General features: G+C 72.0%; 20 protein-coding genes and 1 pseudogene. 12 read left to right on the top strand and 9 right to left on the bottom strand.

Features of this window, described 5'->3' with window-relative positions; genetic code table 11:
- Positions 1 to 175: 175 nt before the first annotated feature.
- Positions 176 to 1,234, bottom strand: coding sequence for a mechanosensitive ion channel family protein (locus AB0J90_RS27795; RefSeq protein WP_363600729.1), 1,059 nt, complete (start codon positions 1,232 to 1,234; stop codon positions 176 to 178).
- A gap of 325 nt (positions 1,235 to 1,559) precedes the next feature.
- Between AB0J90_RS27795 and AB0J90_RS27790 the strand changes: the two genes are divergently transcribed.
- Positions 1,560 to 2,096, top strand: a complete 537-nt coding sequence (locus tag AB0J90_RS27790; RefSeq protein ID WP_363600727.1) for an HNH endonuclease — start codon at positions 1,560 to 1,562, stop codon at positions 2,094 to 2,096.
- A gap of 42 nt (positions 2,097 to 2,138) precedes the next feature.
- Here AB0J90_RS27790 and AB0J90_RS27785 read toward each other — a convergent pair whose 3' ends face one another.
- The 3 genes from AB0J90_RS27785 to AB0J90_RS27775 form a co-directional block, all read right to left on the bottom strand.
- The gene (locus AB0J90_RS27785; RefSeq protein WP_363600725.1) at positions 2,139 to 2,987 is read right to left on the bottom strand and encodes a class F sortase; all 849 of its coding nucleotides are present in this window, start codon (positions 2,985 to 2,987) and stop codon (positions 2,139 to 2,141) included.
- A 12-nt stretch (positions 2,988 to 2,999) separates the two neighbouring features.
- On the bottom strand, positions 3,000 to 3,422 hold the full coding sequence (locus tag AB0J90_RS27780) for a hypothetical protein (RefSeq protein WP_363600827.1): 423 nt from the start codon (positions 3,420 to 3,422) through the stop codon (positions 3,000 to 3,002).
- 232 nt (positions 3,423 to 3,654) lie between these two features.
- Positions 3,655 to 4,107, bottom strand: a complete 453-nt coding sequence (locus tag AB0J90_RS27775; protein WP_363600723.1) for an Lrp/AsnC family transcriptional regulator — start codon at positions 4,105 to 4,107, stop codon at positions 3,655 to 3,657.
- Positions 4,108 to 4,273: 166 nt separating this feature from the next.
- On the opposite strand from AB0J90_RS27775, the gene AB0J90_RS27770 reads away from it, so the two are divergent.
- From AB0J90_RS27770 to AB0J90_RS27755, 4 genes are all read left to right on the top strand, one after another.
- Complete coding sequence (locus tag AB0J90_RS27770) at positions 4,274 to 5,200, top strand: tryptophan 2,3-dioxygenase family protein (protein ID WP_363600721.1); 927 nt, start codon at positions 4,274 to 4,276, stop codon at positions 5,198 to 5,200.
- A gap of 56 nt (positions 5,201 to 5,256) precedes the next feature.
- Positions 5,257 to 6,528 carry a kynureninase gene (kynU, locus tag AB0J90_RS27765; protein WP_363600719.1) on the top strand — a complete coding sequence of 424 codons (1,272 nt, stop codon included), beginning with the start codon at positions 5,257 to 5,259 and terminating at the stop codon, positions 6,526 to 6,528.
- A 306-nt stretch (positions 6,529 to 6,834) separates the two neighbouring features.
- Entirely contained in the window at positions 6,835 to 7,113 is a 279-nt protein-coding gene (locus AB0J90_RS27760) for a hypothetical protein (RefSeq protein WP_363600825.1), read from the top strand.
- 7 nt (positions 7,114 to 7,120) lie between these two features.
- Positions 7,121 to 7,531: a DUF5130 family protein gene (locus AB0J90_RS27755; protein WP_363600717.1), complete on the top strand. Its 411-nt coding sequence runs from the start codon at positions 7,121 to 7,123 to the stop codon at positions 7,529 to 7,531.
- A gap of 82 nt (positions 7,532 to 7,613) precedes the next feature.
- Here AB0J90_RS27755 and pepN read toward each other — a convergent pair whose 3' ends face one another.
- Positions 7,614 to 10,163 (bottom strand): aminopeptidase N, encoded by a 2,550-nt coding sequence (pepN, locus tag AB0J90_RS27750; RefSeq protein ID WP_363600715.1) that lies wholly within the window; start codon positions 10,161 to 10,163, stop codon positions 7,614 to 7,616.
- Between the two features lie 239 nt (positions 10,164 to 10,402).
- Between pepN and AB0J90_RS27745 the strand changes: the two genes are divergently transcribed.
- From AB0J90_RS27745 to AB0J90_RS27730, 4 genes are all read left to right on the top strand, one after another.
- The gene (locus AB0J90_RS27745) at positions 10,403 to 11,008 is read left to right on the top strand and encodes a disulfide bond formation protein DsbA (protein WP_363600823.1); all 606 of its coding nucleotides are present in this window, start codon (positions 10,403 to 10,405) and stop codon (positions 11,006 to 11,008) included.
- 147 nt (positions 11,009 to 11,155) lie between these two features.
- Positions 11,156 to 11,407, top strand: a complete 252-nt coding sequence (locus AB0J90_RS27740) for a hypothetical protein (protein ID WP_363600713.1) — start codon at positions 11,156 to 11,158, stop codon at positions 11,405 to 11,407.
- A 74-nt stretch (positions 11,408 to 11,481) separates the two neighbouring features.
- Positions 11,482 to 12,681 carry a DUF1015 family protein gene (locus tag AB0J90_RS27735; protein ID WP_363600711.1) on the top strand — a complete coding sequence of 400 codons (1,200 nt, stop codon included), beginning with the start codon at positions 11,482 to 11,484 and terminating at the stop codon, positions 12,679 to 12,681.
- 84 nt (positions 12,682 to 12,765) lie between these two features.
- Positions 12,766 to 13,236, top strand: coding sequence for a ribose-5-phosphate isomerase (locus AB0J90_RS27730; protein ID WP_363600709.1), 471 nt, complete (start codon positions 12,766 to 12,768; stop codon positions 13,234 to 13,236).
- A gap of 83 nt (positions 13,237 to 13,319) precedes the next feature.
- Here AB0J90_RS27730 and AB0J90_RS27725 read toward each other — a convergent pair whose 3' ends face one another.
- Positions 13,320 to 17,291, bottom strand: coding sequence for a S8 family serine peptidase (locus AB0J90_RS27725; RefSeq protein ID WP_363600821.1), 3,972 nt, complete (start codon positions 17,289 to 17,291; stop codon positions 13,320 to 13,322).
- Positions 17,292 to 17,786: 495 nt separating this feature from the next.
- Complete coding sequence (locus tag AB0J90_RS27720) at positions 17,787 to 18,032, bottom strand: hypothetical protein (RefSeq protein WP_363600819.1); 246 nt, start codon at positions 18,030 to 18,032, stop codon at positions 17,787 to 17,789.
- Between the two features lie 839 nt (positions 18,033 to 18,871).
- Between AB0J90_RS27720 and AB0J90_RS27715 the strand changes: the two genes are divergently transcribed.
- Positions 18,872 to 19,411 (top strand): hypothetical protein, encoded by a 540-nt coding sequence (locus AB0J90_RS27715; RefSeq protein ID WP_363600707.1) that lies wholly within the window; start codon positions 18,872 to 18,874, stop codon positions 19,409 to 19,411.
- A 31-nt stretch (positions 19,412 to 19,442) separates the two neighbouring features.
- A pseudogene (locus AB0J90_RS27710) lies at positions 19,443 to 19,547 on the top strand (hypothetical protein); the annotation flags it as partial.
- A 16-nt stretch (positions 19,548 to 19,563) separates the two neighbouring features.
- Here the strand turns inward: AB0J90_RS27710 and AB0J90_RS27705 are convergent.
- Positions 19,564 to 20,049: a RidA family protein gene (locus AB0J90_RS27705; protein ID WP_363600705.1), complete on the bottom strand. Its 486-nt coding sequence runs from the start codon at positions 20,047 to 20,049 to the stop codon at positions 19,564 to 19,566.
- A 243-nt stretch (positions 20,050 to 20,292) separates the two neighbouring features.
- On the opposite strand from AB0J90_RS27705, the gene AB0J90_RS27700 reads away from it, so the two are divergent.
- The gene (locus tag AB0J90_RS27700; RefSeq protein WP_363600703.1) at positions 20,293 to 21,438 is read left to right on the top strand and encodes a glycosyltransferase family 2 protein; all 1,146 of its coding nucleotides are present in this window, start codon (positions 20,293 to 20,295) and stop codon (positions 21,436 to 21,438) included.
- A gap of 121 nt (positions 21,439 to 21,559) precedes the next feature.
- Here AB0J90_RS27700 and AB0J90_RS27695 read toward each other — a convergent pair whose 3' ends face one another.
- Positions 21,560 to 22,351, bottom strand: coding sequence for a polysaccharide deacetylase family protein (locus AB0J90_RS27695; RefSeq protein WP_363600701.1), 792 nt, complete (start codon positions 22,349 to 22,351; stop codon positions 21,560 to 21,562).
- Between the last annotated feature and the right edge of the window lie 133 nt (positions 22,352 to 22,484).

Raw genomic sequence — 22,484 nt, 5'->3', positions numbered from 1 at the left:
GAGAGGAGCTTGTCCCGGATTCTGCCCGATCGTCAGACATCTGGCTAGTGTGAATGGGTAGATCGTCGCATGGTTGACTGAACGAACGGACGATACCTGACCAACCGTGTGGTTCGCGACCCCCTGCTCCCCGGTGGCACCGAATTGCGCAATCGCGGCCCGGTCCGGCTCCCGCTCAGGTCGCCCCGCCCTGGCCCGTCTCGTGTCCCTCCGGCGGCGGCGACGGCGACCGGACGTACATCCGCGAGGCCGCGATCTGAGCGGTGATACCCGAGTTCTCCAGCGCCTCGGCGAGCCGCCGACGCAACTCCCGGCCGACCGGCAACTGACCGTCCGCCGTCGTCTTGATCACCGTACGGATCACCGCGCCGTCCACCGTCACCTGTTCGACACCGAGCACCTCCGGCGCCTCGACGATCTCGGGCGCGAGTTCCGGGTCCATCGCCACCGAGGCCGCGGCGGTACGCAGCACCGCGGTCGCCTCCTCCGTACCGGCGAAGCCGATCGGCATGTCGACCACGACCATGGCCCAGCCCTGGCTCTTGTTGCCGACCCGGATGATCTCGCCGTTGCGGATGTACCAGAGCACACCCCGACCGTCCCGGATCGTGGTGATCCGCAGGCCGACCGCCTCCACCACACCGGTGGCCTCGCCGAGGTCGACCGTGTCGCCCACCCCGTACTGGTCCTCCAGCAGCATGAACAGGCCGGCGATCAGGTCCTTGACCAGCGTCTGGGCGCCGAAGCCGAGCGCCACCCCGGCGATGCCGGCACTGGCCAGCAGGGGCGCCAGGTTGAAACTCAGCTCGCTCAGCACCAGCAGTACGGCGATCCCGAAGACCACCGCCGTGACCAGGCTGCGCAGCACCGAGCCGATAGCAGCGGCCCGTTGCCGCCGCCGCTCCGGTACGACCAGGGCAGGGTCGACCGCGGCGGTCGGGATCCGCTCCCGCAGCGGCTTGAGTACGGTCGGCACCCCCTCCGCGGTGGCGTCGACCAGCCGGCTGATGGTCCGGTGCAGCAGCCACCGGATCAGCATCGCGACCAGCACGATCGCGATGATCCGCAGCGGCTTGATCAGGATGTAGTAGCTGCCCTCGGCGAACCAGGGGGTGTCGGTCGCGTCCAGCACCGCCCGGCACAGGAAGCTGTCCAGGCAGCTCTGGCTCGGGCGCGGGGTCGAGGTCACCGTCGGGCTCGGTGTCGGCACGGCGGCCAGGATCGCGAGATTCACGCCTGCTTTCGTACCGCACCGCCGGTCGCGGTCGCCGGGCGCCCCGCCGCAGAACGCCGCCGGAGGCTCTGTGTGCCGCGCGCGCGTACGCCGGAAGGGCCGCAGGTTAACCGGACGGAACCGGTCATCCTGCCACGCGACACAAAAGCTTCATGAGGGACCCCGGATTAGTACGTGCAATCAGGGGTCCTATCGGGGACTATTGGCGCACGGACGCCGGTGATCTGCCGGCGTCGGCCGCGGTCGGTGACGATCCGCGCCGTCGGTCGACACACGGCAGATGACAGGAGCGGGGAGCAAGACAGAACGCGGGAGGGTGATCGCGATGCCTGACATACGACCCACGGTGGGCTCCGGCTCGTTGGTGCTCAACGCTACGTATGAGCCACTGTGTGTCGTTTCGGTGCGTCGAGCCGCGATTCTCGTGCTCTCCGCGAAGGCAGTCTGTGTCGCCGACGGCGAGGGCATGCTGCACAGCGCCCGCAACTCGCTGCCGGTTCCCTCGGTGGTCCGCCTGACCCGCTTCGTACGGGTGCCGTACCGCAGCCACGTCGGCCTCTCCCGTCGGGCGATCTTCGCCCGGGACGGCTGGCGGTGCGCCTACTGCCGGGGTCCGGCCGAGACCATCGACCACGTCTTCCCGCGCAGCCGGGGCGGCCGGCACGCCTGGGAGAACGTCGTGGCGGCCTGCGCCAAGTGCAACCACAGCAAGGGTGACAAGACCCCGGCCGAGTTGGGCTGGCGGCTGCACGCCCTGCCGGCCCCGCCGAAGGGTACGGCCTGGCGGGTGCTCGGCCACCGGGCGCCCGACCCGCGCTGGGCCGACTGGCTCGACCTGCGCGAAGCCGACCTGGCCGCCTGAGCCAGCTCGCGCTCGTCCGGATCCCCCCGGCGGTCGGATGGCTCACCTGGGTGGTCGGGCGGAGACCAGTGAGGCGAACACCACCACGTTGTCGGCGTACCCGGTCGCGCCGCCCACCCAGCGACCACCGCAGGTGATCAGGCGCAGGCCGGGGCGGTTGAAGTCGTCGAACACCCGGTCGGTGGGGAGTTCTGCCTTGTCGTACCGCTGCACCGAATTCACCTCGAAGACGGCCACCGAGCGGTCCATCCGGGTGACCTCGATCTGGGCGCCGGGCCGGATGTCGGCCAGGTCGTGGAAGACCGCCGGACCGGTCCGGGTGTCGACATGGCCGACGATGACCGACGGGCCGTACTGGCCGGGGGTGGGGCTCTGGTCGTACCAGCCGGCCTCCTGGTAACGGTCGGGCGGCGGTACGGCGATCGAACCGTCCGGTGCGATCCCGACCCGGTGTACGCGCGCTCGCACGTCCAGCGAGCGGATCGAGACGGCGGTCGGCGGGCTCGGTTCCATGACCGGGAACTTGCGCGGCGGCGGGCGGCTGCCGGAGCTGAAACCGGGCAGGAAGTTGGTGCCGGTCACGTACTGCACACCGAACCCGGTGATGATCAGGCCCATCAGCACGATGATGATCGGTATCGGCCCGGGGCGTCGCCGTAGTTGGCGACCGCGGGTGACCCGCTGACCGGGCGGCCGGACCGTACCGGCCGCCCGGGCGGTTCCGACGGCACGGGCCGTTGCGTTCGGGTCGGGGCGCAGCGTTCCGGGCGCGGTGCGGTCGGCGGTGTCCGGGGTGACGATGCTCGCCGCCGACGCCTCGTTGGCGAGCCGCGCGGCGAGGCGGCACACCCGGCTGTGCGCCGCCCGGACCGGCGCGAGGCGACCGCCCATCGGCCCGCTGACTCAGGGGCCCGTCGAGGGCCGGCGACGCGCGCTGAACAGCCAGAGTCCGCCGCCGAGCACGATCACGGCGATGCCACCGGCCAGCACCACGGGACCACCGAAGCCGCCCGCCGTACCGCCACCGCCGGTGGCCGGACCCTGGGTCGGCTTGCTCATGTTCACCACGGTCAGGGTGGTGTGCGCGGTATTACCGTTCGGGCAGTTCAGGTTCACGTCGAAGGTGCCCGGCGCCCGGTTGCCCGGAATGGTGACCGCCCCGGTGAGGAAGCCGTTGTTGGGTCGTACGACCACCCGGCCGAACGCCTGCGAGTCCACCGTCGCCTGGTTGTTGTTGGCCTGGTCGCAACTGGCCCGGATGTTCACCCGAGTGCCCGGTTGGGCGGTGTTCGGGGTGACCTCCACGAAGGCGTTGCCGCTCTGCATCGGCGTCGGGGTCGGCGCCGCCTCGGCCGGCGCCGCCGGTGCGGCCAGTGCGATCACCCCGGCCGTCGAGAGGAGCGCTCGACGTACTGCTGATCGACCCTGCATGACCTCCCCCTTCCGGCCATCCGGCCGGCCACCGCGTGGTCCGCGTCGCTCAGGGTGTTCCCACCCGGCTCCGCGAATCACGCCGGATCGCGAGGTCGGTCGGCGCCACCGGGCCCTCGGCTGCGGCTCAGGGGGTCGACTGCTCCGGCAGCGGTGTCACCGGGTGCCAGTTCAGCGGGGACGAGAGCACCATCGTGCTCGACGGCTGCCCGTACGGGGCGAGCCGGTCGATCACCTGCTCGAACGCGTCGATCGACCCGGCCGCGACCTTCAGCACACTGCACGCGTCACCGGTGATCCGGTGTATCTCCAGCACTTCCGGCCAACCGGTCACCGACGGGTCGCGCAGGATGCAGCGGGGGCCGTAACAGGACATCCGGATCAGCGCCACCACACTGCGGCCGGCGCGGGCCAGGTCGACATGGGCGTGGTAGCCGGTTACCACCCCGGCCTCCTCCAGTCGGCGTACCCGCTCGGCGACCGCCGGTGGGGACAGGTGCACCCGGCGGGACAGCTCGCTGAACGAGAGCCGGGCGTCGGCCTGCAACTCGCGCAGCAGTGCCCAGTCCATGTCGTCCACGCCACACACCTTTCCTTCGTGAGGTGATTTCCCAAACTAGCCCTCGAACCGGAGGGTCGAAACGTCTAGGTGCCGTTGGTTCGGCATTCCGTACGGGCGCCCGTCGGGGAGATCATGACGTCAGGCCGACGGGAAGCTGCGCCGACGGACGGAAAGGGGACCGGCGATGAGGCACACAGAGCGCGGGACAGCGGCGGTGGTGGCCGGTGACCCGGCCCCGACCAACGCGGTGATCCGTACGGTGAACGCCGACGAGCGGGCCGCCCGGGCGGTCGCCAACGCGGGCGAGCCGACGCTGGAGTTCGCCGACCGGACGCCGTACGACGCGTACGTGCACGCCAGCACCCTGCACACGTTGCAGCAAACGCTGAGCAAGGATCCGGGCGAGATGTCGTTCCTGATGACCAGCCAGATCATGGAGCTCTACTTCGGGCTGACCTGCTTCGAGCTGCGCGAGACCAGAGAGCGGCTGCGCGACGACGACGTCTGGGGCGCGCTGCCCTCGCTGCGCCGGGCGGCGCTGCACCTGGAGGGGCTGAACGCGGCCTGGCACGGCCTGCGCTGGATGACCCCGGCCGACTTCAACAAGTTCCGCGACCTGCTCGGCGAGGGCTCCGGCTTCCAGTCCGCGATGTACCGCCAGTTGGAGTTCCTGCTCGGCCTGAAGACCGCCTCCCTGGTCCGCCCGTTCCGCCGCCAGCCGGCCGTGTACGAGGCCCTGGTCGACGCCCTGCACGCCCCGAGCCTCTGGGACGAGGTGCTGGTGCTGCTCGACCGCCGCGGCTTCGCCCTGCCGGCCGCGTTGCTCGACCGGGACCTCACCGAACCGGCCGAGCCGGACCCGGCGGTCGAACTGGCCTGGGTCGAGATCTACCGGGACACCGGCCCGGACAACCACCTGCGGATGCTCGGCGAGGCACTGGCCGAGGTCGGCGAGCAGTTCGGCGACTGGCGTTACCAGCACCTGAAGGCGACCCAGCGGGCGATGGGCGCGAAGGCCGGCACCGGTGGCTCGGGTGGCGTGGCCTGGCTGCAACGGAGCATGGCCCGTACGGTCTTCCCGGAGCTGTGGTCGGCCCGCACGCTGATGTGACGAGTGGACGACCGCCCGGGAACCGGAACCACCCCTTTCGTGAAGTGGACGCACAGATGCACGCTGCCGAAGAAGAAGCCCACCGTCTCGACGCCGCCGACCCGGGACACCGGGACCTGTTCCTGATCCCGTCGGCCGAGGGCGGCCGGTACGCCGACAGCGCGTACCTGGTCGGCAACTCCCTCGGCCTCCAGCCCCGGGCGACCCGTACCGAGCTGCTGGAAGAGCTGGACAAGTGGGCGGGGCTGGCGATCGAGGGCCACTTCGAGGGCGCCCGCCCCTGGACCCCGTACGTCGGGTTGCTCACCGGCCCGGCCGCGCGACTGGTCGGCGCGCTCCCGGCGGAGACCGTGGTGATGAACACCCTCACGGTCAACCTGCACCTGCTGATGGTCTCGTTCTACCGGCCTTCCGGCGACCGCACCCGGATCGTCATCGAGGACAGCGCGTTCCCGTCGGACAGCTACGCGGTCCGCAGCCAGGCCGCCTTCCACGGCCTCGACCCCGACGACACGGTGGTACGGCTGCGCGCCCGACCGGGCGAGGAGAACCTGCGCACCTCCGACGTGCTCGACTACCTCGACCGGGAGGGCGACCGGGTCGCGCTGGTGCTGCTCGGCGGGGTGAACTACCTCACCGGCGAGCTGATGGACATCGAGGCGATCACCCGGGCCGGTCACGCCGCCGGGGCGGTGGTGGGTTGGGACCTCGCCCACGCCGCCGGCAACGTGCCGTTGCGGCTGCACGACTGGGACGTGGACTTCGCCGCCTGGTGCACCTACAAGTACCTGAACTCGGGGCCGGGCTCGGTGGCCGCCGCGTTCGTGCACGAGCGGCACCTCGGCAAGGCCGACCTGCCCCGGTTCGACGGCTGGTGGGGCAACGAGCCGGCGACCCGGTTCGAGATGACGGCGGAGATCCGGCCACCGGCCACCGCCGACGCCTGGCAGATCTCCAACCCGCCGATCCTGGCCATGGGTCCGGTCCGGACCTCGCTGGAACTGTTCGACTCCGTCGGCATGGACGCGCTGCGCGAACGGAGCATCCGCCTGACCGCGTACGCGCAACGCCTGCTCGACGAGGTGGTCGCGACCCGGCCGATCAGCGTGCTGACCCCGCGCGACCCGCAACGGCGTGGCGCCCAGCTCTCGCTGCGGATCGGCCGGGGCAGTGCCGCCGAGCTGGCCCGACGGCTCCGGTTCGAGCACGGTGTGTTCACCGACTCACGCGAGCCGGACGTGATCCGGGCCGCACCGGTTCCGCTCTACTCGACGTACCACGACTGCTGGCGGCTCGCCGACGCGCTCGCCCGTACCGTCGGGGAGTAGCCCGGCCGGGCGGTATCGCATCGGCTGCCGGCCGGTGTCCGGTTGTCCGCGATGCGCGCAAACCCGTCCACGATACGGCGACGAGGGCCGATCCACGCCGTCGTCGCCGTACCGCACGCAGGTCAGCGGCGGGTGGGATCGCCACCCCGAGATACGCGGCGTGCCGCACTCCGATACCGTTGACAACGTCTGAGTCGGAGCGGACCGGCAGCCTGGCCGCCCAACCCTGGGCCGGGTGTTTGGTCCCTATCACGCCTGGGAGCGTTGAGGTTGTCTGCTACCGAGCAGTGGACGGTTACCGACACCTTGCTGTATTTCGTCGGGATCCCGGCCGCCGTGGTGCTGGTGATCGCCTTGCTGGCGCTCGCCGGTAGCGGCGGACGGAGTGCTCGACGGTATCGGCCGGGACGGCCATTCGACTTCACCCCGGTCTGGTTCCTGTCCGCGCCGGAGAACCTGGCCGGATCGGCCGCCGCGGCCCTGCGGGGCAGCGGCCGGGCCGCCGAGCTGACCGGCGCGGAGACCGAGACCACGGGTACGCCGAGTCAGGCGGGCACAACGGGAGGCGCAAGTGACCGGTGGTGAGCAGACCATGACGGAGTACAGCCCGGCACAGCCGGAGCCGAGCGGTCACCCGGACGTGCTCGACGGCCCGTTCTCGACCCGCCAACTGCTCCGCATCGACGAGGCGCTCCGCCTCGCCGACCAGGGCAGCGAGTTGGTCTTCACGGTCTACGTCGGCGCGCTCGACGAGCCCGTACGCGAGCACGCGGTGCGGCTGCTGGACCAGCTCGCCGAGCCGGCCCGGTCGGTCCTGATCGCCGTCTCGCCGAACCAGCGGTTGCTGGAGGTGGTCACCGGCGCCGAGGCCCGCAAGCGGATCCCGGACCGGGACGCCAAGCTGGCCGCACTGTCCATGGTGGCCGCCTTCGGTGGCGGTGACCTGGCCGGCGGCATCATCAGCGGTCTCGACCAGCTCGCCAGCCGCGCCGGCAAGGCGTAAGGGCGGGCGCGCTACACCCTGGACGAAGGACCCGGCCGCGGTACCGAATCGAATCGGTGCCGCGGCCGGGTCCTTTTGTCTGTCAGGCGGTGGCGGCGTCCCGGGCCCGGGCCTTGATCGCCCGAACCACGCCGTCGCGGCCCTCGGACACCAGCCGGCGCAACGGTGCCGGGTGCCCCTCCTGGGCCAACCACTCGTCGGTGGCGGCCACGGTGTCCGTGCTCACCTGGTAGGCCGGGTACGCCAGGATCACGAACTCCTGGGCGGGCTCACTGTCGCGGCTCGCCCAGACCCGGGCGAGCGCGTCGAAGTACCGCCCGGTGTACGGCGCGCTCAGGTCCACCTGCGCCGGGTGCTGGAAGCCCTGCAACAGGGCCCGGCTGCGCCAGTTCGGCAGGATCTCGTCGCCGGTCAGCGACGCCCACACCTCGGCCTTGTGCTCGGCCGTCGGCACCAGCGCCCGGGTCAGCGCGGCCTCCCGCTCACCGCTGGCGGTCCGGTCACCGGCCAGCTCGGCGTCGATCTCGGTGATGCCGGCGGCACCCGTGGCAACCAGGGCCCGCAGCAGGGTCCAGCGCAGCTCGGTGTCGATCGCCAGCCCCTGCGGCACGTCGGCGCCGTCGAGCCAGCCGCGCAACGTGGACAGGTCCTCCTCGGACCGGGCCGCGGAGGCGTACGCACGGGCCCAGGCGAGCTGCAGCCCGCTACCGGGTTCGGCCAGCCGGACCGCGGTCCGCGCCGTACGCGCCAGGTCCGCCCAGCCGGTCGGCGCCCAGTCCGGGTCGGCGTACATGGCGAGCGTGCTGGCGGCCTGACGCAGGGTCTGGGTGACCAGGTTGATGTCGCTCTCGGCGGGCAGCCCGGCCAGCACCAGCGCGACGTAGTCGCGGGCGGACAACTCGGCGTCGCGCACCATGTCCCAGGCGGCGGCCCAGCACAGCGCCCGGGGCAGGGACGACTCGAACGCGCTGACGTGCTGCACCACGGTCGCCATCGAACGCTCGTCCAGGCGCAGCTTGGCGTAGGTCAGGTCGTCGTCGTTGAGCAGCAGCACGTCCGGCGCCGCCACCCCGGCGAGCTGGGTCAGCTCGGTGGCCTCACCGGACACGTCGACCTCGATCCGGTCCCGCCGGACCAGCCGGCCGTCGCGCAGGTCGTACAGGCCGACGCCGATCCGGTGCGTACGCAGGGTCGGGTAGTCGGCGGGTGCCTCCTGGCGTACGACCACCCGCTGGTAGTTGCCGTCGGCGCCGATCTCCACCTCGGGGCGCAGCGTGTTGACCTGCGCCGTCTCCAGCCACTGGGCGGCGAACTTGCGCAGCTCCCGGCCGGAGGCCGTCTCCAGTTCGGAGAGCAGGTCGTCGAAGGTGGCGTTGCCCCAGGCGTACCGGCCGAAGTAGCTGCGCAGACCGGCCCGGAACGGCTCCTCGCCCACGTACGCGACGAGCTGCTTGAGCACGCTGGCGCCCTTGGCGTACGTGATGCCGTCGAAGTTGACCTCGACCGCTTCCAGGTCCGGCATCTCGCAGTAGACCGGGTGGGTCGAGGAGAGCTGGTCCTGCCGGTAGCCCCAGTTCTTCCGGATGGACAGGAAGGTGGTCCACGCGTCGGAGAACCGGGTGGCGTGTGTGTTGGCCCAGTGGCTGGCCCACTCGGCGAACGACTCGTTCAGCCACAGGTCGTTCCACCAGCGCATGGTGACCAGGTCGCCGAACCACATGTGGGCCAGCTCGTGCAGGATCGTGTTCGCCCGCTGCTCGTACTCGAAGTCGGTGACCTGGGAGCGGAAGATGTAGTGCGTCTCCGAGTGGGTGACGCAGCCGAAGTTCTCCATCGCACCGGCGTTGAAGTCGGGCACCCAGAGCTGGTCGTACTTGGGCAGCGGGTAGCGGACACCGAACTGCTCGTGGAAGAAGTCGAAGCCCTGCGTGGTGATCAGGTGCAGGTCGTCCGCGTCCATGTGCTCGGCCATGCTGGCCCGGCAGTAGTAACCCATGCTGATGCCGTCGTGGCTGTGCCGGACCTCGTGGTACGGGCCGGCACAGAGCGCGGTGATGTAGCTGCTCATCCGGGCCGACTCGGCAAAGTGGACGGTCTTCGTCGCGCCGCCGTCGGTCTCCTCGGCGACCACCGGCATGTTGGAGATCGCCCGCCAGTGGACCGGTACGGTCGCGTGCCAGGTGTAGACGCTCTTCAGGTCGGGCTGGTCGAAGCAGGCGAAGACCCGCTGGGCGTCGGCCGTCTCGAACTGGCTGTAGAGGTAGGTCTCGCCGTCCACCGGGTCGACGCTGCGGTGCAGGCCCTGCCCGCTGGCGGAGTAGAGGAAGTCGGCGTCGACGACCAGGGTGTTCTCGGCCGCCAGGTCGGTCAGGGCCAGGCCCGCCTCGGCGGACCAGGAGCCGAGGTCGACGGGCGTGCCGTTGAGCGTGGCGGTGCGGACCGAGTCCGCGGCCACCTCGATGAAGGTACTGGCACCCGGCTCGGCGCAGCGGAACCTGACCTCGGTCACCGAACGGAAGGTGCGATTGTCGGCGGCCTGGCCGCCGGAGGTCAGATCCAGGCTGATGTCATACCCGGTGACGTCGAGCAGGCGGGCCCGCTCGGTCGCCTCGACCTGGGTAAGGTTGCGCACTCCCGGCACGTTATGTCTCCATCCGCAGTTCGCCCGCTGTCCCCACTGACAGCGAAGATCCACCCCCGGTGGCTCCCGTCGAGTGTTTCACGTAGGGGAGCGGGCGGGGGTGGTCCAACTCACGGTCTCATCTCGGTGCTCTCCGGGTGTCCCCGGGGTGAAGATTTGTTCAGGTGGATCGCATTCGCCTTTCTTGAATAGTGAAGGGAGTCGCCGTGCCCGAGCGCGCGAGCGTCACGATGTACTTCGATCCGGCCTGCCCCTGGGCCTGGATGACCTCCCGCTGGCTGCTGGAGGTGGAACGGGTCCGCCCGGTCGACGTCGAATTCCGGGTGATGAGCCTGGCGGTGCTGAACGAGGGCCGCGACGAACTGCCGGAGACCTACCGGGAATTCCTCAAGACGGCGTGGGGGCCGGTGCGTATCTGCATCGCCGTCGAACAGAAGTACGGCCAGAAGGCGGTGCGGGACCTCTACACCGCGCTGGGCAACCGGATCCACCCCGGCGGCGAACAGCGCGGCCCCGAGCTGTACGCCGCCGCGCTCGCCGACGCCGGCCTGGACCCGGCGCTCGCCGCCGCCGCCGACTCGACCGAGTACGACGAGGCGCTGCGCGCCAGCCACGAGGCCGGTATGCGTCCGGTCGGCACCGACGTCGGCACCCCGGTGATCCACGCCCCGGGCCCGGTCGACGGCGAGACCGTCGCCTTCTTCGGCCCGGTCGTCACCCCGGCGCCCAAGGGCGACGCGGCCGGACGCCTCTGGGACGGCGTGCTCCTGGTCGCCGGCACCCCCGGCTTCTACGAGCTGAAGCGCTCCCGCACCATCGGCCCGATCTTCGACTGACCGGTACGGCCCCGGTCCGCCCGGCGCGGCACATCGGGGCCTCGGGCGGTACGGCGTGACCGGGCGGCGGCTCCACTCGTTGGACCAGCGTCCGTGGCGGTGGTCGCACCGCCCGCCCGGTCACGCCGACTCACCGGAGAGGCCCCGATGCCCAAGCACCACCATGATCGTGAGCAGTACGCCGTCGTCCCGACACCGGAGGTGGTGGCCCGGAACCTGGGTGGCGCCTACTGGTCGGTGGACCGCCGGTGGCCGGCGCTGCCCGAGCACCTGGCCGACCTGGTCGCCCCGCCGATCGTGGTCGGTGCCGCGCCCGTACCGGCGAGCGCGCTGGTGGCTATGTCGCCCTCGGTACGTCGCCGTGCCGGCCGGCACCGCCGTAGCGCACCCACCGGCTGACGCTCGCCCAGCCGGTGGACACCCCCGGGGGATCCACGCTCCGCGCTCCCGGTGGCCCGGTAGCGTCACCGGACATGACGGTCGTACACCCGATCAACCGGGCCTGGATCACCACCGGCGGCACCGGTGCGCAGAACTACGACGAGTTCGCCGACGACGCGGAGATCACCGCGATCATCGAGGCAAACCCGCACAGCGCCCTCGCCATCGAGATGCCCCACCGGGCGCCGGAGAGCCTCGGTCGCTCCTTCGTCGAGGCCCTGCCCGACGCGGTGGCCCGGCTGGCCGAGGCGAAGGCCGACGGCAGCTACACCCCGGCCGACCGGGTGGTGGTGCTGTACCGGATCAGCTCACCGGTCGACGAGCCCGGCTACGGGCTGTTCGCCCTGGTCGACACCGACCAGATCTCCACCAGCGCGGACGAGCCGGGCCTGGTGATCCGCAACGAGGACGTCTTCATTGCCAAGGTCCGGGAGCGGGTCGCGCTCGCCGAGGCGACCGGGCACCTGCTCTCACCCGTACTGCTGCTCCAGACCGGGCGCGGCGACGAGCTGCACGCCGCGCTCGCGGCGGCGACCGACGCGGCCGGGGCGCCCGCGGCGACCGACACCGACCAGGCGGGCCGGACGCACGCCATCTGGCTGCTCGGGCCGGGGGCGGCCCAGGACGAGCTGTGCGCGCTGGCCGGTGCCGGCGAACTGGTCGTCGCGGACGGAAACCACCGCAGCCTGGCCGCGCAGACCGGCGGCCTGCCGCGCTTCCTCAGCGTGATCACCACCCCGGCGTCGGTGGCCATCCAGCCCTACAACCGGCTGGTCAGCGAACTCACCAGCAGCGCCGAGGACCTGATCGGCCGGCTGCGGGAGGCGGGGGCACGGGTCGAGCCGGTCGCCGGGCCACCGGCGGTACCGGTGGCCGGTGAACCGGTCCAGCTCTACCTCGCCGGTCAGGCATACACGCTCACCCTTCCGGCCGGTCCCGGCAACGCGGTGGAGAACCTCGACCACGCCCTGGTCGAGCGGGTCCTGCTGCGCGACGCGCTCGGGCTGGATCCGGGCGACAAGCGGATCACGTACGTCGGCGGCGACTACCCGGCGCAGTGGCTGGCCGGCGAGGTCGACTCCGGCCGGGCGGAGCTTGCCGTCCTGATCGCCCCGGTGACCGTGGACGACTTCGTCGCGGTGAACCTGGCCCGGCAGAAGATGCCCCGCAAGAGCACCTGGTTCACCCCGAAGGCCCGTGGTGGCCTGGTGCTGGCGGAGCTGAGGGCATGAGCCTCGCCGGTACGGGTGTGAGCCGCGCCGGCTTGTCGGCGCCTGCTCGTCGCCACGCCGACGCGGGCTGAGAGACTGCCTGTCATGCGCGTCTACCTGGGATCCGACCACGCCGGCTTTGAGTTGAAGGTGCACCTGGTCAACCACCTGGCCAAGCAGGGCTACGAGGTGGTGGACGTGGGTCCGCACGTGTTCGACCCGGAGGACGACTACCCGGCGTTCTGCCTGCACACCGGCGACAACGTGGTGGACGACCCGGACAGCCTCGGGGTGGTCATCGGCGGCTCCGGCAACGGCGAGCAGATCGCCGCGAACAAGGTCGCCGGCGTACGCGCCGCACTGGCCTGGAGCGTCGAGACGGCTCAGCTCTCCCGGCAGCACAACGACGCGAACGTGGTCGCGGTCGGCGCCCGGCAGCACACCCTGGACGAGGCGACCGCGATCGTGGAGGCCTTCCTCACCACCCCGTTCTCCGGCAACGTGCGGCACGCCCGGCGGATCGCCCAGGTCACCGAGTACGAGGAGACCGGCGCCCTGCCGCACCTGCCGTCCTGACCCGCGCCCGTACGTCCGAACCGAGGCCGGTGGCCGTCGGAGCAGAGGCTCCGACGGCCACCGGTTGATCTTCTACCCAGCCGCTAGAGGCCGCCGACGCGGGTTCCGCAGGGGCGTACCGGTTCCAGGGTGAAGTCGACCGTCGACACCAGACCGGCGGCGACCACCTGTGGTCGGCCCTGCGGCTTCCAACCGTCCCGGGCGACGATCATGTCGTACCGCCCCAGGGGCAGCCAGATCGCGTACCGGCCCTGGTCGTCCGCGCTCAGCGTGTAGCCGGTGCCCGGATCGGTGGCCAGGTTGATCTGCACGGTCGCCGGCACCGGCACCGGGTCGCCCGTACACGGCTGACCCAGCACGGTGCCCTGGACCTTGCCCCAGTTCGGTGGCGGGGCGACGTGCGTCCGGACCGCCACGGTCGGCGTCGGGTAGGGGACGTCCGCCCGGATGCCGACCGCCGCGGCGTAACTGCCCGGTTGGCCGACCCCGAACGCCTGGCTGGCGGTCAGGCCCACCGTCACCACCTTCGACTCGCCGGGCGCCAGGGTGAAGGCGCCCGGCGCGAGGGCCAACCACGGTACGTCGAGGTTCTCGTCACAGGACTCCAGCCCGCCGAGCCGTTCCGCCTCCCCGGACGGCTCCCACGGCGCCGGCATCCCGCCGAGCTTGTACGCCCCGCACGCACCCGCGCCCCGGTACTGCGCGAACTGCGACGCGGGCAGTTCCCGCCAACTGCCCAGCGCCGGGTTGTAGGCGATGGTGCGGTTCGTGATCGCGTCCTGGTCGGCGACGATCCCGCCGTTGACCACCAGCAGCCCACCGGCGGCGGCGTACTGGGAACCCCAGAGGGCCACCGGTGGCGCGGGCAACGGGGTCCACGCGTCGGTCGCCGGATCGTAGACGTACGCGTCGTTGGTCGGTTCGTCGCCGCTGCCACCGGCGCAGTAGACCTTGCCGGCGATGCCGGCGCAGGACGCCCAGGAGACCTCGCGGGGATACGCGGCACCGGTGCGGAACTCCTGCGTCGCCGGGTCGAAGACCACCAGGTCGGCCGACCTCCCGCAGGAGGCGTCGACACAGCCACCGACCAGGTAGACCCGGCCGTCGACGACCGCCGTGCCGGCGGCGGCCCGGGGCGCCGGGTTCGTCACCCCGGAAAGCCGCTGCCAGGTCCCGCCGGTGGCGAGGTTGTACGCGGCGACGTCGGGCAGCGGGGGAGCCTCCCAGTCGTCCTCGTCCTCCTCCCAGCCGCCGATCACGTAGAGCCAGTCGCCGTACACCGTCACCGACGGTTTGGCCCGCCCGACGGGCAGGTCCGGCAGCGGACTCCAGATGTTCGTCGTCGGGTCGTAGACCGCCACCTGGCGGGCGTTGCCGATCCCGATGCCGCCGCCGACGGAGTAGACCCTGCCGTCCTGTACCGCGGCCGAGCTGTCGAACCCGGCCGAGGGCAGGTCGGCGATCCGTTGCCAGCTCTCGTCCTCCGCCGCCGTGCCCACTCCAGCCGTTCCCGTCGCCGCCCCGGCTGCCGGCGCGACCGGCGGTGCGGCCGGACCCGGCCGGTTGATCCGGGAGGCCGTGCTGACGCCGGCGAGCTTGCGTTCGACCAGTGCCGCACCGGGCCGGGAGAGCAGGTCGAACGTGCCGGGTCGCTCCAGCAGCTCCACCTCCGCCGCGGCGGTGCCGGTGTTGGTCACGGTGACCGTGGCGGTACGGGTGCTGCCGTACGGCTGGTGCATCTCGACGCCTCGGGAGTCGACGGTGAGCCGACCGGCCCGCAGCGCGAAGTCGGCTCGCTTGACGGCGTTCGCGACCACGGTCACCGCCGCACCCGCGGTGGCGTACGCCGACCGGCTGGCCCGGAACTGGAGACTGCCGAGACGGTCGGAGAAGAGCCAGTAGAACCCGTCGGGCAGGTTCGGGTCGTCCGGGGTGGCCGCCGACAGCCCGTACGGGTGCCCCGCCGCCCAGTCGGCCCGGATCACCCGGACGCCGTTGAGCGCCGTACCGGTGTTGTGGTCGGTGGTGAAGCCGACGACCAGGCCGCCCGGCACCGGCTCGCAGCCAGCACCGGCGGCGGCGCGGTAACCGGGGGCGGTGCAGTCCGCTCCGACCGGCACCGCGATGTTCGCGGTCCGGCCCGTGGCACCGACCTGCAGCACGGTGGTGACCGGCGGGTAACCGGGGTAGTGGGCGGTGGTGGTGAGTCGGTAGGTGGTGCTGCCGGGCACGGTGAAGCTGAACGCTCCGGTGACCGGGTTCGTGAAGACCGGGCCGCCGGGACGGCCGGGGACGTCGATCGCGGCGTAGAGCGGCCAGCGGTGGCCGGAGCCGTCGCTGACCCGGCCCGAGACGGTCACGGTCGGCGCCGCGACCAGGGCGAAGTCGCGGGTCACGGACCCGTCGACGGGCACGGTCACCGGCTCGGTCCGGGCGACGAAGCCGTACGCCGAGGCGGTCAGCCGGTGCTGGCCGGCCGGCAGCGCGAACGCGTACCGGCCGTCGGGCCCGGTGGTGACGGTGTGCTCGGCGGTGCTGACGGTGGCGCCGGCGATCGGGGCGCCGTCGGCCGCGGCGGTCACCGTGCCGCTGACCTGGCCGACCGGTCCGCGGGGGGCGGCCTTGACCGCCTGGTACGCGTTCAGCCGGCCCTCGCCGAACGTGTTGTTGTCGTCCACGGTCCCGCCGCACTCGACCGAGTCCACGTCGGTCGCGGTGTTGTCGAGCAGTGCCTCGGTGGCGGCCAGGTCCCCGCGCAGCGTCGGTGACGCCGACCAGATCAGGGCCACCGTGCCGGCGACGTGCGGGGCCGCCATCGAGGTGCCGCTGAAATAGGCGTACGCGTTGCCCGGCACGCTGGAGCGGATCTCCTCTCCGGGTGCGGCGATGTTGGGCTTGATGCCGCCGTCGACCGTGGACGCGCCCCGGCTGGAGAAGTCGGCGATGCTGTTGTCGATGGCGTACGCACCGGCGGAGTAGGAGTTGGGGTAGTCGCCGGGGGAGCCGGCGGTGCCGCATTCGGGGCCGGTGTTGCCGTTGGAGAAGCTTGGGAAGATGCCGACCGCCCGCCAGGCGTCGACGGTGTCGGCGTACCAGCGGTCGCCGGAGCCGCCGCCCCACGAGTTGTTGACGATGTCGGCGTGCAGGTCGGGGCGCGGGTTCTGGCCGTTGGCGTCGGTCGGGGCGAGCACCCACTGACCGGCGGCGAGCAGCGACGCGTCGGAGCAGCTACCGCTCTCGCAGCCCTTCGCGGCGATCCACCTCGCGCCGGGGGCGACGCCGATCTGGTTCTCCGGGCCGTCGTCGCCGACCATCGTGCCCATGGTGTGGCTGCCGTGCCCGTTGTTGTCGCAGGGGTTCGCGTCGGGGCAGGCTTCGGCCGGGTCGTACCAGTTGTAGTTGTGGTCGAAGCTGCCGCCGCCGAGGTTGCCCCGGTACTTGCCGACCAGCGCCGGGTGTTCGTAGTCGACGCCCGTGTCGATGTTGGCGACCACGACGTCCGCGCCGCGTACGCCAAGCTCGTCCCAGACCCTCGGCGCCTCGATGTTGGTCAGGCCCCACTCGGCGGCGTCGACCCCGGCCCGCGCGACCGGCTTCGCCGGCTCCGGCTCGACCAACTCGTAGCTGCGCGACGGTGCGATCCGTTCGACCTCGGGCCGGGCGGCGATGGCGTCGACCAGCGCCCGGTCGCCCTCGACCCGGACCGTGTTGCTGATCCAGTACGCGGTGTGCCGCGCCTTCCGGCTGCCCAGTTCGGCGAGCAGACCGCGCTGGGCGGTGCGGGCGGTGTCGGTGAGGCGCCGGTACACCTCGGCGGCTCGCGCGTCCGGGTTGCCGAGCCTGGCCGCGCCGGTCAGGTCGGCCCGCTCCCGCAGGTACACCAGGAAGGTGGCGCTGGTACGGGTCTTCAACGCGGCCGACACCTCCGGGCTGACCGGGGCCGTCGCTGCTCGCGTACCGGTGGCCACCGCTCGTCCGCCCGCGCCCGTACGGCCGGCTGGTTCCGCCCCGGCCCGCGAGGGCGCTGCCGTGACGGCGAGTACGGCGACAAGCATCACGGCGAGTGAGCGCCAGAGTCCGCTGCCGTGCTTGACGGGCTTGGGTTGTGAAGCCGACATCCGTGCCCCCTGCCTGAGGCCCCTGGCCCCAGCGCCGGTGGCGGGTGCCGATCAGGCCCGGAAGGCGACCACCATCGGCACGCCGGAATGTCCGGCTCGGACGGGCTTGGGACACCGCTTTGTGCGGAACGTACGGATCGGATTTACGCAGGGTTATCGTTCGTCCGGCAACACGAGTGACCGATCTACGACAGCCACCCCACCCGATCGGCGCCCCCACCCCGGCAACCAGTCGCCCTACCCCACCCGATCGCCGGTGTGGCGCCAGCGCGCCCTCTCACCCCCGGTGTCGTCGATCTTGCAGTTGTGGCTCCCTTTCTGCCCCTTTTCGCGACTTTTGACAACGACCACAACTGCAAGATCGCCGGGGTGGGGTGGGGTGGGGTGGGGTGGGGGCGAGAGGGGTGCGGGGGGCGAGAGGGGTGCGGGGGGTCAGCGGGGGGTGCGGGGGAGGTCTTCGCGGGGGACCCAGTTGCGGCGGATCACTACGACTCGTTGTTCGGCCTCGGCGAGGTCGGCTTCGGTCGGGCGGGATGCGTCGCGGGCGCGCATGGCGGCGCTGACGCCGACCTGGGAGGCACCCGAACCGATCAGTCCGCGCAGGCCACGCTCGCTGTCGCGATCGTCGCCGTTCCCGTGGCTGCCGGTGCTCCCGTGGTTGCCACCGTGACCTTTGATCCCATGGCCGTTGCCGTGGCCTTCGCTGGTGCCGGGGCCACCGGTGCTTCCTTGGGCCCCGCTGTTGCCGCTGCCCCCATGGCTTCCCGCGGTCGGGTGGCTTCCGCTGGTCCCGTGGCTTCCGCTGGTCGGGTGGCTTCCGCTGGTCGGGTGGCTTCCGCTGGTCCCGTGGCTTCCGCTGGTCGGGTGGCTTCCGCTAGTCGGGCGGCTTCCGGTGGCGCCGCCGCCCTGGGCGGTGCCGCCGGTTCCGGGGTGGTGGCCGCCGCCGGACCAACGACGGGGTGCGTCCGGTTCGGGCGCCGGGTCGTGCACCTCCGAAGTGGCCGCCGTCCGACCCTCGGGGATCGGGTCGTCGCCGCCATCGGAACCGCCGGGATTGTGACCGCCGGGATTGTGTCGGAGCCGGCGCCGTCGACGCTCGGGATCAGCCATCTGCCGACCGTACCCGCCCGGCGGGCGACCGGGGGATTCCAACCGTCCGGTGGTCCACCGCGGGGATTTCAGCGGCCTGGTGGTCCACTGCGGGGATTTCAGCGGCCGGGTGGTCCATCGGGCGCGGCATCTCGGTCAGCCCGTCGGCCGTCGCCAGGTAGTCGGCCTGCAAACCCGGACAACTGCCCCGCACCGGGCCGGGCCGGTTCGAGGGGTGGTGAACGCCTCGGCGGTGTCCTCGTCGCCGCCCAGCCCGGTGCGCGCAGGTCGGCGGGCCGGCGGTTCGGATCGTCGCTCTTCCCCGGGTGGGGCGGCGGTTCGTCGATGCCGGCGCGGCGGATGCTTCGCGGGCTGGTTACCCTCGAATCGGGACGGGTCACCGGCCCGATGGGGGAGGACAGGGACAGATGGCAGACCAGACGCAGCCGTGGGCCGAGCAGACCGTCGAGGTGCCGCCGCAGCGGGACGGCTTCCGTCGTGGGGTGGCCCCGGTCGCTCCGCGGGCCCCGCGTACCGAGCGCAGCACCGAGTCGTTCCCGGTCGCTCCGCACGAGGAGACCGGCACCGGCTGGCCGGTCGTGGACGAGGAGCCACGGCAGCGGATGCCACTCGCGTACCACCTGCGACAGTTGCGCATCGGCGGGCATTGGAGCGCGCTCGGTGGGCTCTTCGCGTTCGTCTGCTGGGGCATCTGGGCGATCTCGGCCCGTGGCGACTTCACCAGCCCGGTGGTGGCCTTCCTGCTGACTCTGCTGGTGGCGGTGGGCCTGTTCGCCCTGGCCCGGCTGCTCGGCCGGGTCGTGCTGGAGCGGCAACTCGGACGGGTACGGCGCAGTGCCCGAGGCGCCCACCTGGTCGCCGGGGTGTTCCTGACGGGTGTGGGTGTGGCGTACCTGCGCCAGACCGAGTGGGTGGTCGACGCCTGGAACTGGGTGGCCGGTCTCTGATCCACCCGCCTGACCTGCCCGGTCGACGGCACGACCTGCCCGGTCGACGGCACGACCTGCCCGGTCGACGGCACGACCTGCCCGGTCGACGGCACGACCTGCCCGGTCGACGGCACGACCTGCCCGATCGAAGGCACGATCGGCGGCTCTGCTCAGGTGTGCAGGGCCACCTCGGCCTCGATCTCGACCGGGATGCCGAACGGCAGTTCCGCCATACCGACCGCGCTGCGCGCGTGTGCGCCGACCTCCGGTCCGAAGAGTTCAAGGATCAGGTCGGAGCAACCGTTGATCACGGCTGGTTGCTGGTTGAATTCCGGGGCGCTGCGGACCATGCCGAAGATGCGTACCCAGGCCCGGATCCGGTCCAGGTCGCCGAGTACGCGTTGCAGGCTGCCCAGCATCGACAACGCGGTCATCCGGGCGGCCTCGTAGCCGTCCGGAACATCGAGATCGAGGCCCACCCGGCCGAGCTTGCCGCCGATCGAACCGTCCGGATTCTGCGGCGAGTGCCCGGAGACCACCGCCCGGTCACCTAGCACCCGTACGGGCTGGAACGGCAACTGCACCCCGGGCGGGGGTTGCATTGCCGGCGGCAGGACAAGTCCCAGGGATTCGAGCCTGCGCGCAATCTCGCCCATGTCGTCTCATCTCCGGTTCCACGTGACGGCTGCCGATGACCATGAAGGTACCCGCCGTCAGCCGGGGGAGCAGGAGCGGTCGACCGGATCGACGGGACAGCGGTGACCGGTTCCGATCAATACGCTGTCGGCAACCGGACGACCGCGCAACGTTGTGGGCGTGCCGGTCGTTAAACATATGCCTGATTCCAGGCTAGTCGGGGTCTGACCATCCCGGCCCGCGCTCCCCGGAGGTCGAGACCGGTGGTTCTGCTCAGTGTGATCATCCCGGTGTACCGGGTCGAGGAATACCTCACCCGGTGCCTGGATTCGGTCCTGCGGCAACCGTTCACCGACCTCGAGGTGGTGGCCGTCGACGACGCCTCGGACGACGGCTGCGCCGAGATCCTGGCCCGGTACGCGGCCACCGAGCCCCGACTCCGGGTGGTCACGCTCGACCACAACCAGGGGCTGGGCGCCGCCCGCAACGCCGGCCTGGCCAGCGCGACCGGAACGTACGTCTGGTTCGTGGACAGCGACGACTGGCTGCCCGACGGCACCCTGACCGCGGTCGCCAACCGGCTCACCCAGACCCGTCCCGACCTGCTGGTCACCGGCTTCAGCCGGGTCTACTGGGACGGCCGGGTCCGGACCGAGTCGGTGACCCGGGCCGCCGGCCCGCCCGGCTCGCCGCCGGTGTTCGCACTGCGGGACCGGCCTGCGCTGCTCTCGGTGCTGCACATCGCCTGCAACAAGATCGTCCGGCGCCGGTTCCTCACCGACCTGGGTCTGACCTTCGGCGACGGGTGGTACGAGGACGTCTCGTTCAGCTTCCCGCTGATGATCGCGGCCGAGCGGATCAGCCTGCTCGACCGGGACTGCTACGTCTACCGGCAGCGCCGTACCGGCGGGATCACCCACACGGTCAGCGGCCGCCACTTCGAACTCTTCCCGCACTGGGACCGGGTCTTCGAGTTCATGGCCGAGCGGCCGGAGATCCCGGCCGAACTGCGCGGACAGATCTTCCAGCGGATGATCTGGCACTTCCTCCAGGTGCTCGGTCACGCCCAGCGGGTGCCGGCCGCCCGTCGCCGGGAGTTCTTCACCGGCATGGTCCTACGGTTCCGCGGGCACCGGCCGGTGACCGGCTACCAGGTGCCGCCGGGCGCCGCGGGGATCAAGCACCGGCTCGTCGCCGGTGGGGCGTACCGGCTGTTCGAGGCGTTGCGTCGGGCGAATCGGGTCGGCGGCGTGCTGGCCCGTCGCCGTACGCCGGTGCGCAGCGGTGCCGGCGTACACCCGGCGGTGACGTCCCGGGTCTGGCCGGCCGGCGAGGTCGCCATTCCCGGCGAGGTGGTCGTGCCGCACAAGAAGCTCAATCCCGGCGAGCTGCCGGACCGGGTGCGCTGAGCCAACCGCCGGGCGCCAGGCGCCAACCGCTCAGCGCCAACCGCTCAGCGCCAACCGCTCAGCGCCAACCGCCGGGCGCCGGCTGAGTCGACCACCCGGCGCAGCCCGATCGAAGTCTCCGTCAACGGCTGGTCGACGCGCCGGTGGGCGGTGACGGGAAGCCGTCCCGGCCGGGCCGACGCGGGGGCAGCCCGTGCTCGCCCAGCGGGCCCACCCGCCACCCCCGCCGGGCGCATTCGTCCAGCAGGTACGGCAGCGCCGCCAGGCTCGACCGCCAGGCGCCGGGGGCGGAGGCGCAGTCGGAGTCGTGCAGCAGGATCGTCCCGCCGCCGTCCAACCCGGTACGCAGCGTGGCGAGCACCGAGGCCGGTGTGGCGGTACGGGTCCAGTCCCGCCCCCAGCAGGTCCAGAGCACCGGGCTCAGCGCCAGCCGGTGAGCCGCCAGCAGGGCCGCCGCGCTCAGCACCCCGTACGGCGGACGGTAGAAACGGGGCGTCTGGCCGGTGGTCTCCTGGACCAGGTCCCGCGCCCGTAGCAGGTCGTGATGGGTCGAGTACGGCCCCCGCAGCAGCAGGTTCCGGTGCGCCCACCCGTGCACGGCCACCTCGTGACCGGCTGCGGCGAGGTCCCGGCCGACCGAGGGCGCGTCGGCCAGTGTGGAACCGAGCAGGAAGAACGTGGCCCGTACCCGGTGGGCGGCGAGGGCCTCGGCGAACCGTGGTGTGGAGGCCGGGTCCGGCCCGTCGTCGAAGGTGAGCGCCACGTGGTCGGTGGCGCCGAATCCGCTGAGCCGGGGAAAGAGCCGCAGTCGCAGGCTGGGCAGCACCGTGACCGCCGGTACGGCGTTCGCCACCGCGCCGAGCGTGGCCATCAGCGCCGCCCGCCGCCCCGATCGACGCTGACCGCCGTTCATGCCGCCGGCCCGCCGGGCCCGGGGGTGGCACCGGGCCCGGAGTCAACCGCGGCGGGGCACGTCATGCGTACCCCACCAGCCGTCCTCCACCAATCCACGCCGCCTCTTACCCCTTCCCCGCCCCCTCATGCGC

It is taken from the genome of Micromonospora sp. NPDC049523 (genome assembly GCF_040676775.1).
Classification (GTDB): domain Bacteria; phylum Actinomycetota; class Actinomycetes; order Mycobacteriales; family Micromonosporaceae; genus Micromonospora_G.
The sequence above is the reverse complement of the archived record's forward strand: the minus strand, read 5'-3'. Positions and strand labels throughout refer to the sequence as shown.

Coding starts and splice junctions, on each gene's coding strand:
- AB0J90_RS27790 (WP_363600727.1), top strand. CDS start 1,560: ATGCCTGACATACGACCCACGGTGGGCTCCGGCTCGTTGGTGCTCAAC.
- AB0J90_RS27785 (WP_363600725.1), bottom strand. CDS start 2,987: ATGGGCGGTCGCCTCGCGCCGGTCCGGGCGGCGCACAGCCGGGTGTGC.
- AB0J90_RS27780 (WP_363600827.1), bottom strand. CDS start 3,422: ATGCAGAGCGGCAACGCCTTCGTGGAGGTCACCCCGAACACCGCCCAA.
- AB0J90_RS27770 (WP_363600721.1), top strand. CDS start 4,274: ATGAGGCACACAGAGCGCGGGACAGCGGCGGTGGTGGCCGGTGACCCG.
- kynU (WP_363600719.1), top strand. CDS start 5,257: ATGCACGCTGCCGAAGAAGAAGCCCACCGTCTCGACGCCGCCGACCCG.
- AB0J90_RS27755 (WP_363600717.1), top strand. CDS start 7,121: ATGACGGAGTACAGCCCGGCACAGCCGGAGCCGAGCGGTCACCCGGAC.
- AB0J90_RS27745 (WP_363600823.1), top strand. CDS start 10,403: ATGTACTTCGATCCGGCCTGCCCCTGGGCCTGGATGACCTCCCGCTGG.
- AB0J90_RS27740 (WP_363600713.1), top strand. CDS start 11,156: ATGCCCAAGCACCACCATGATCGTGAGCAGTACGCCGTCGTCCCGACA.
- AB0J90_RS27735 (WP_363600711.1), top strand. CDS start 11,482: ATGACGGTCGTACACCCGATCAACCGGGCCTGGATCACCACCGGCGGC.
- AB0J90_RS27730 (WP_363600709.1), top strand. CDS start 12,766: ATGCGCGTCTACCTGGGATCCGACCACGCCGGCTTTGAGTTGAAGGTG.
- AB0J90_RS27725 (WP_363600821.1), bottom strand. CDS start 17,291: ATGCTTGTCGCCGTACTCGCCGTCACGGCAGCGCCCTCGCGGGCCGGG.
- AB0J90_RS27715 (WP_363600707.1), top strand. CDS start 18,872: ATGGCAGACCAGACGCAGCCGTGGGCCGAGCAGACCGTCGAGGTGCCG.
- AB0J90_RS27705 (WP_363600705.1), bottom strand. CDS start 20,049: ATGGGCGAGATTGCGCGCAGGCTCGAATCCCTGGGACTTGTCCTGCCG.
- AB0J90_RS27695 (WP_363600701.1), bottom strand. CDS start 22,351: ATGAACGGCGGTCAGCGTCGATCGGGGCGGCGGGCGGCGCTGATGGCC.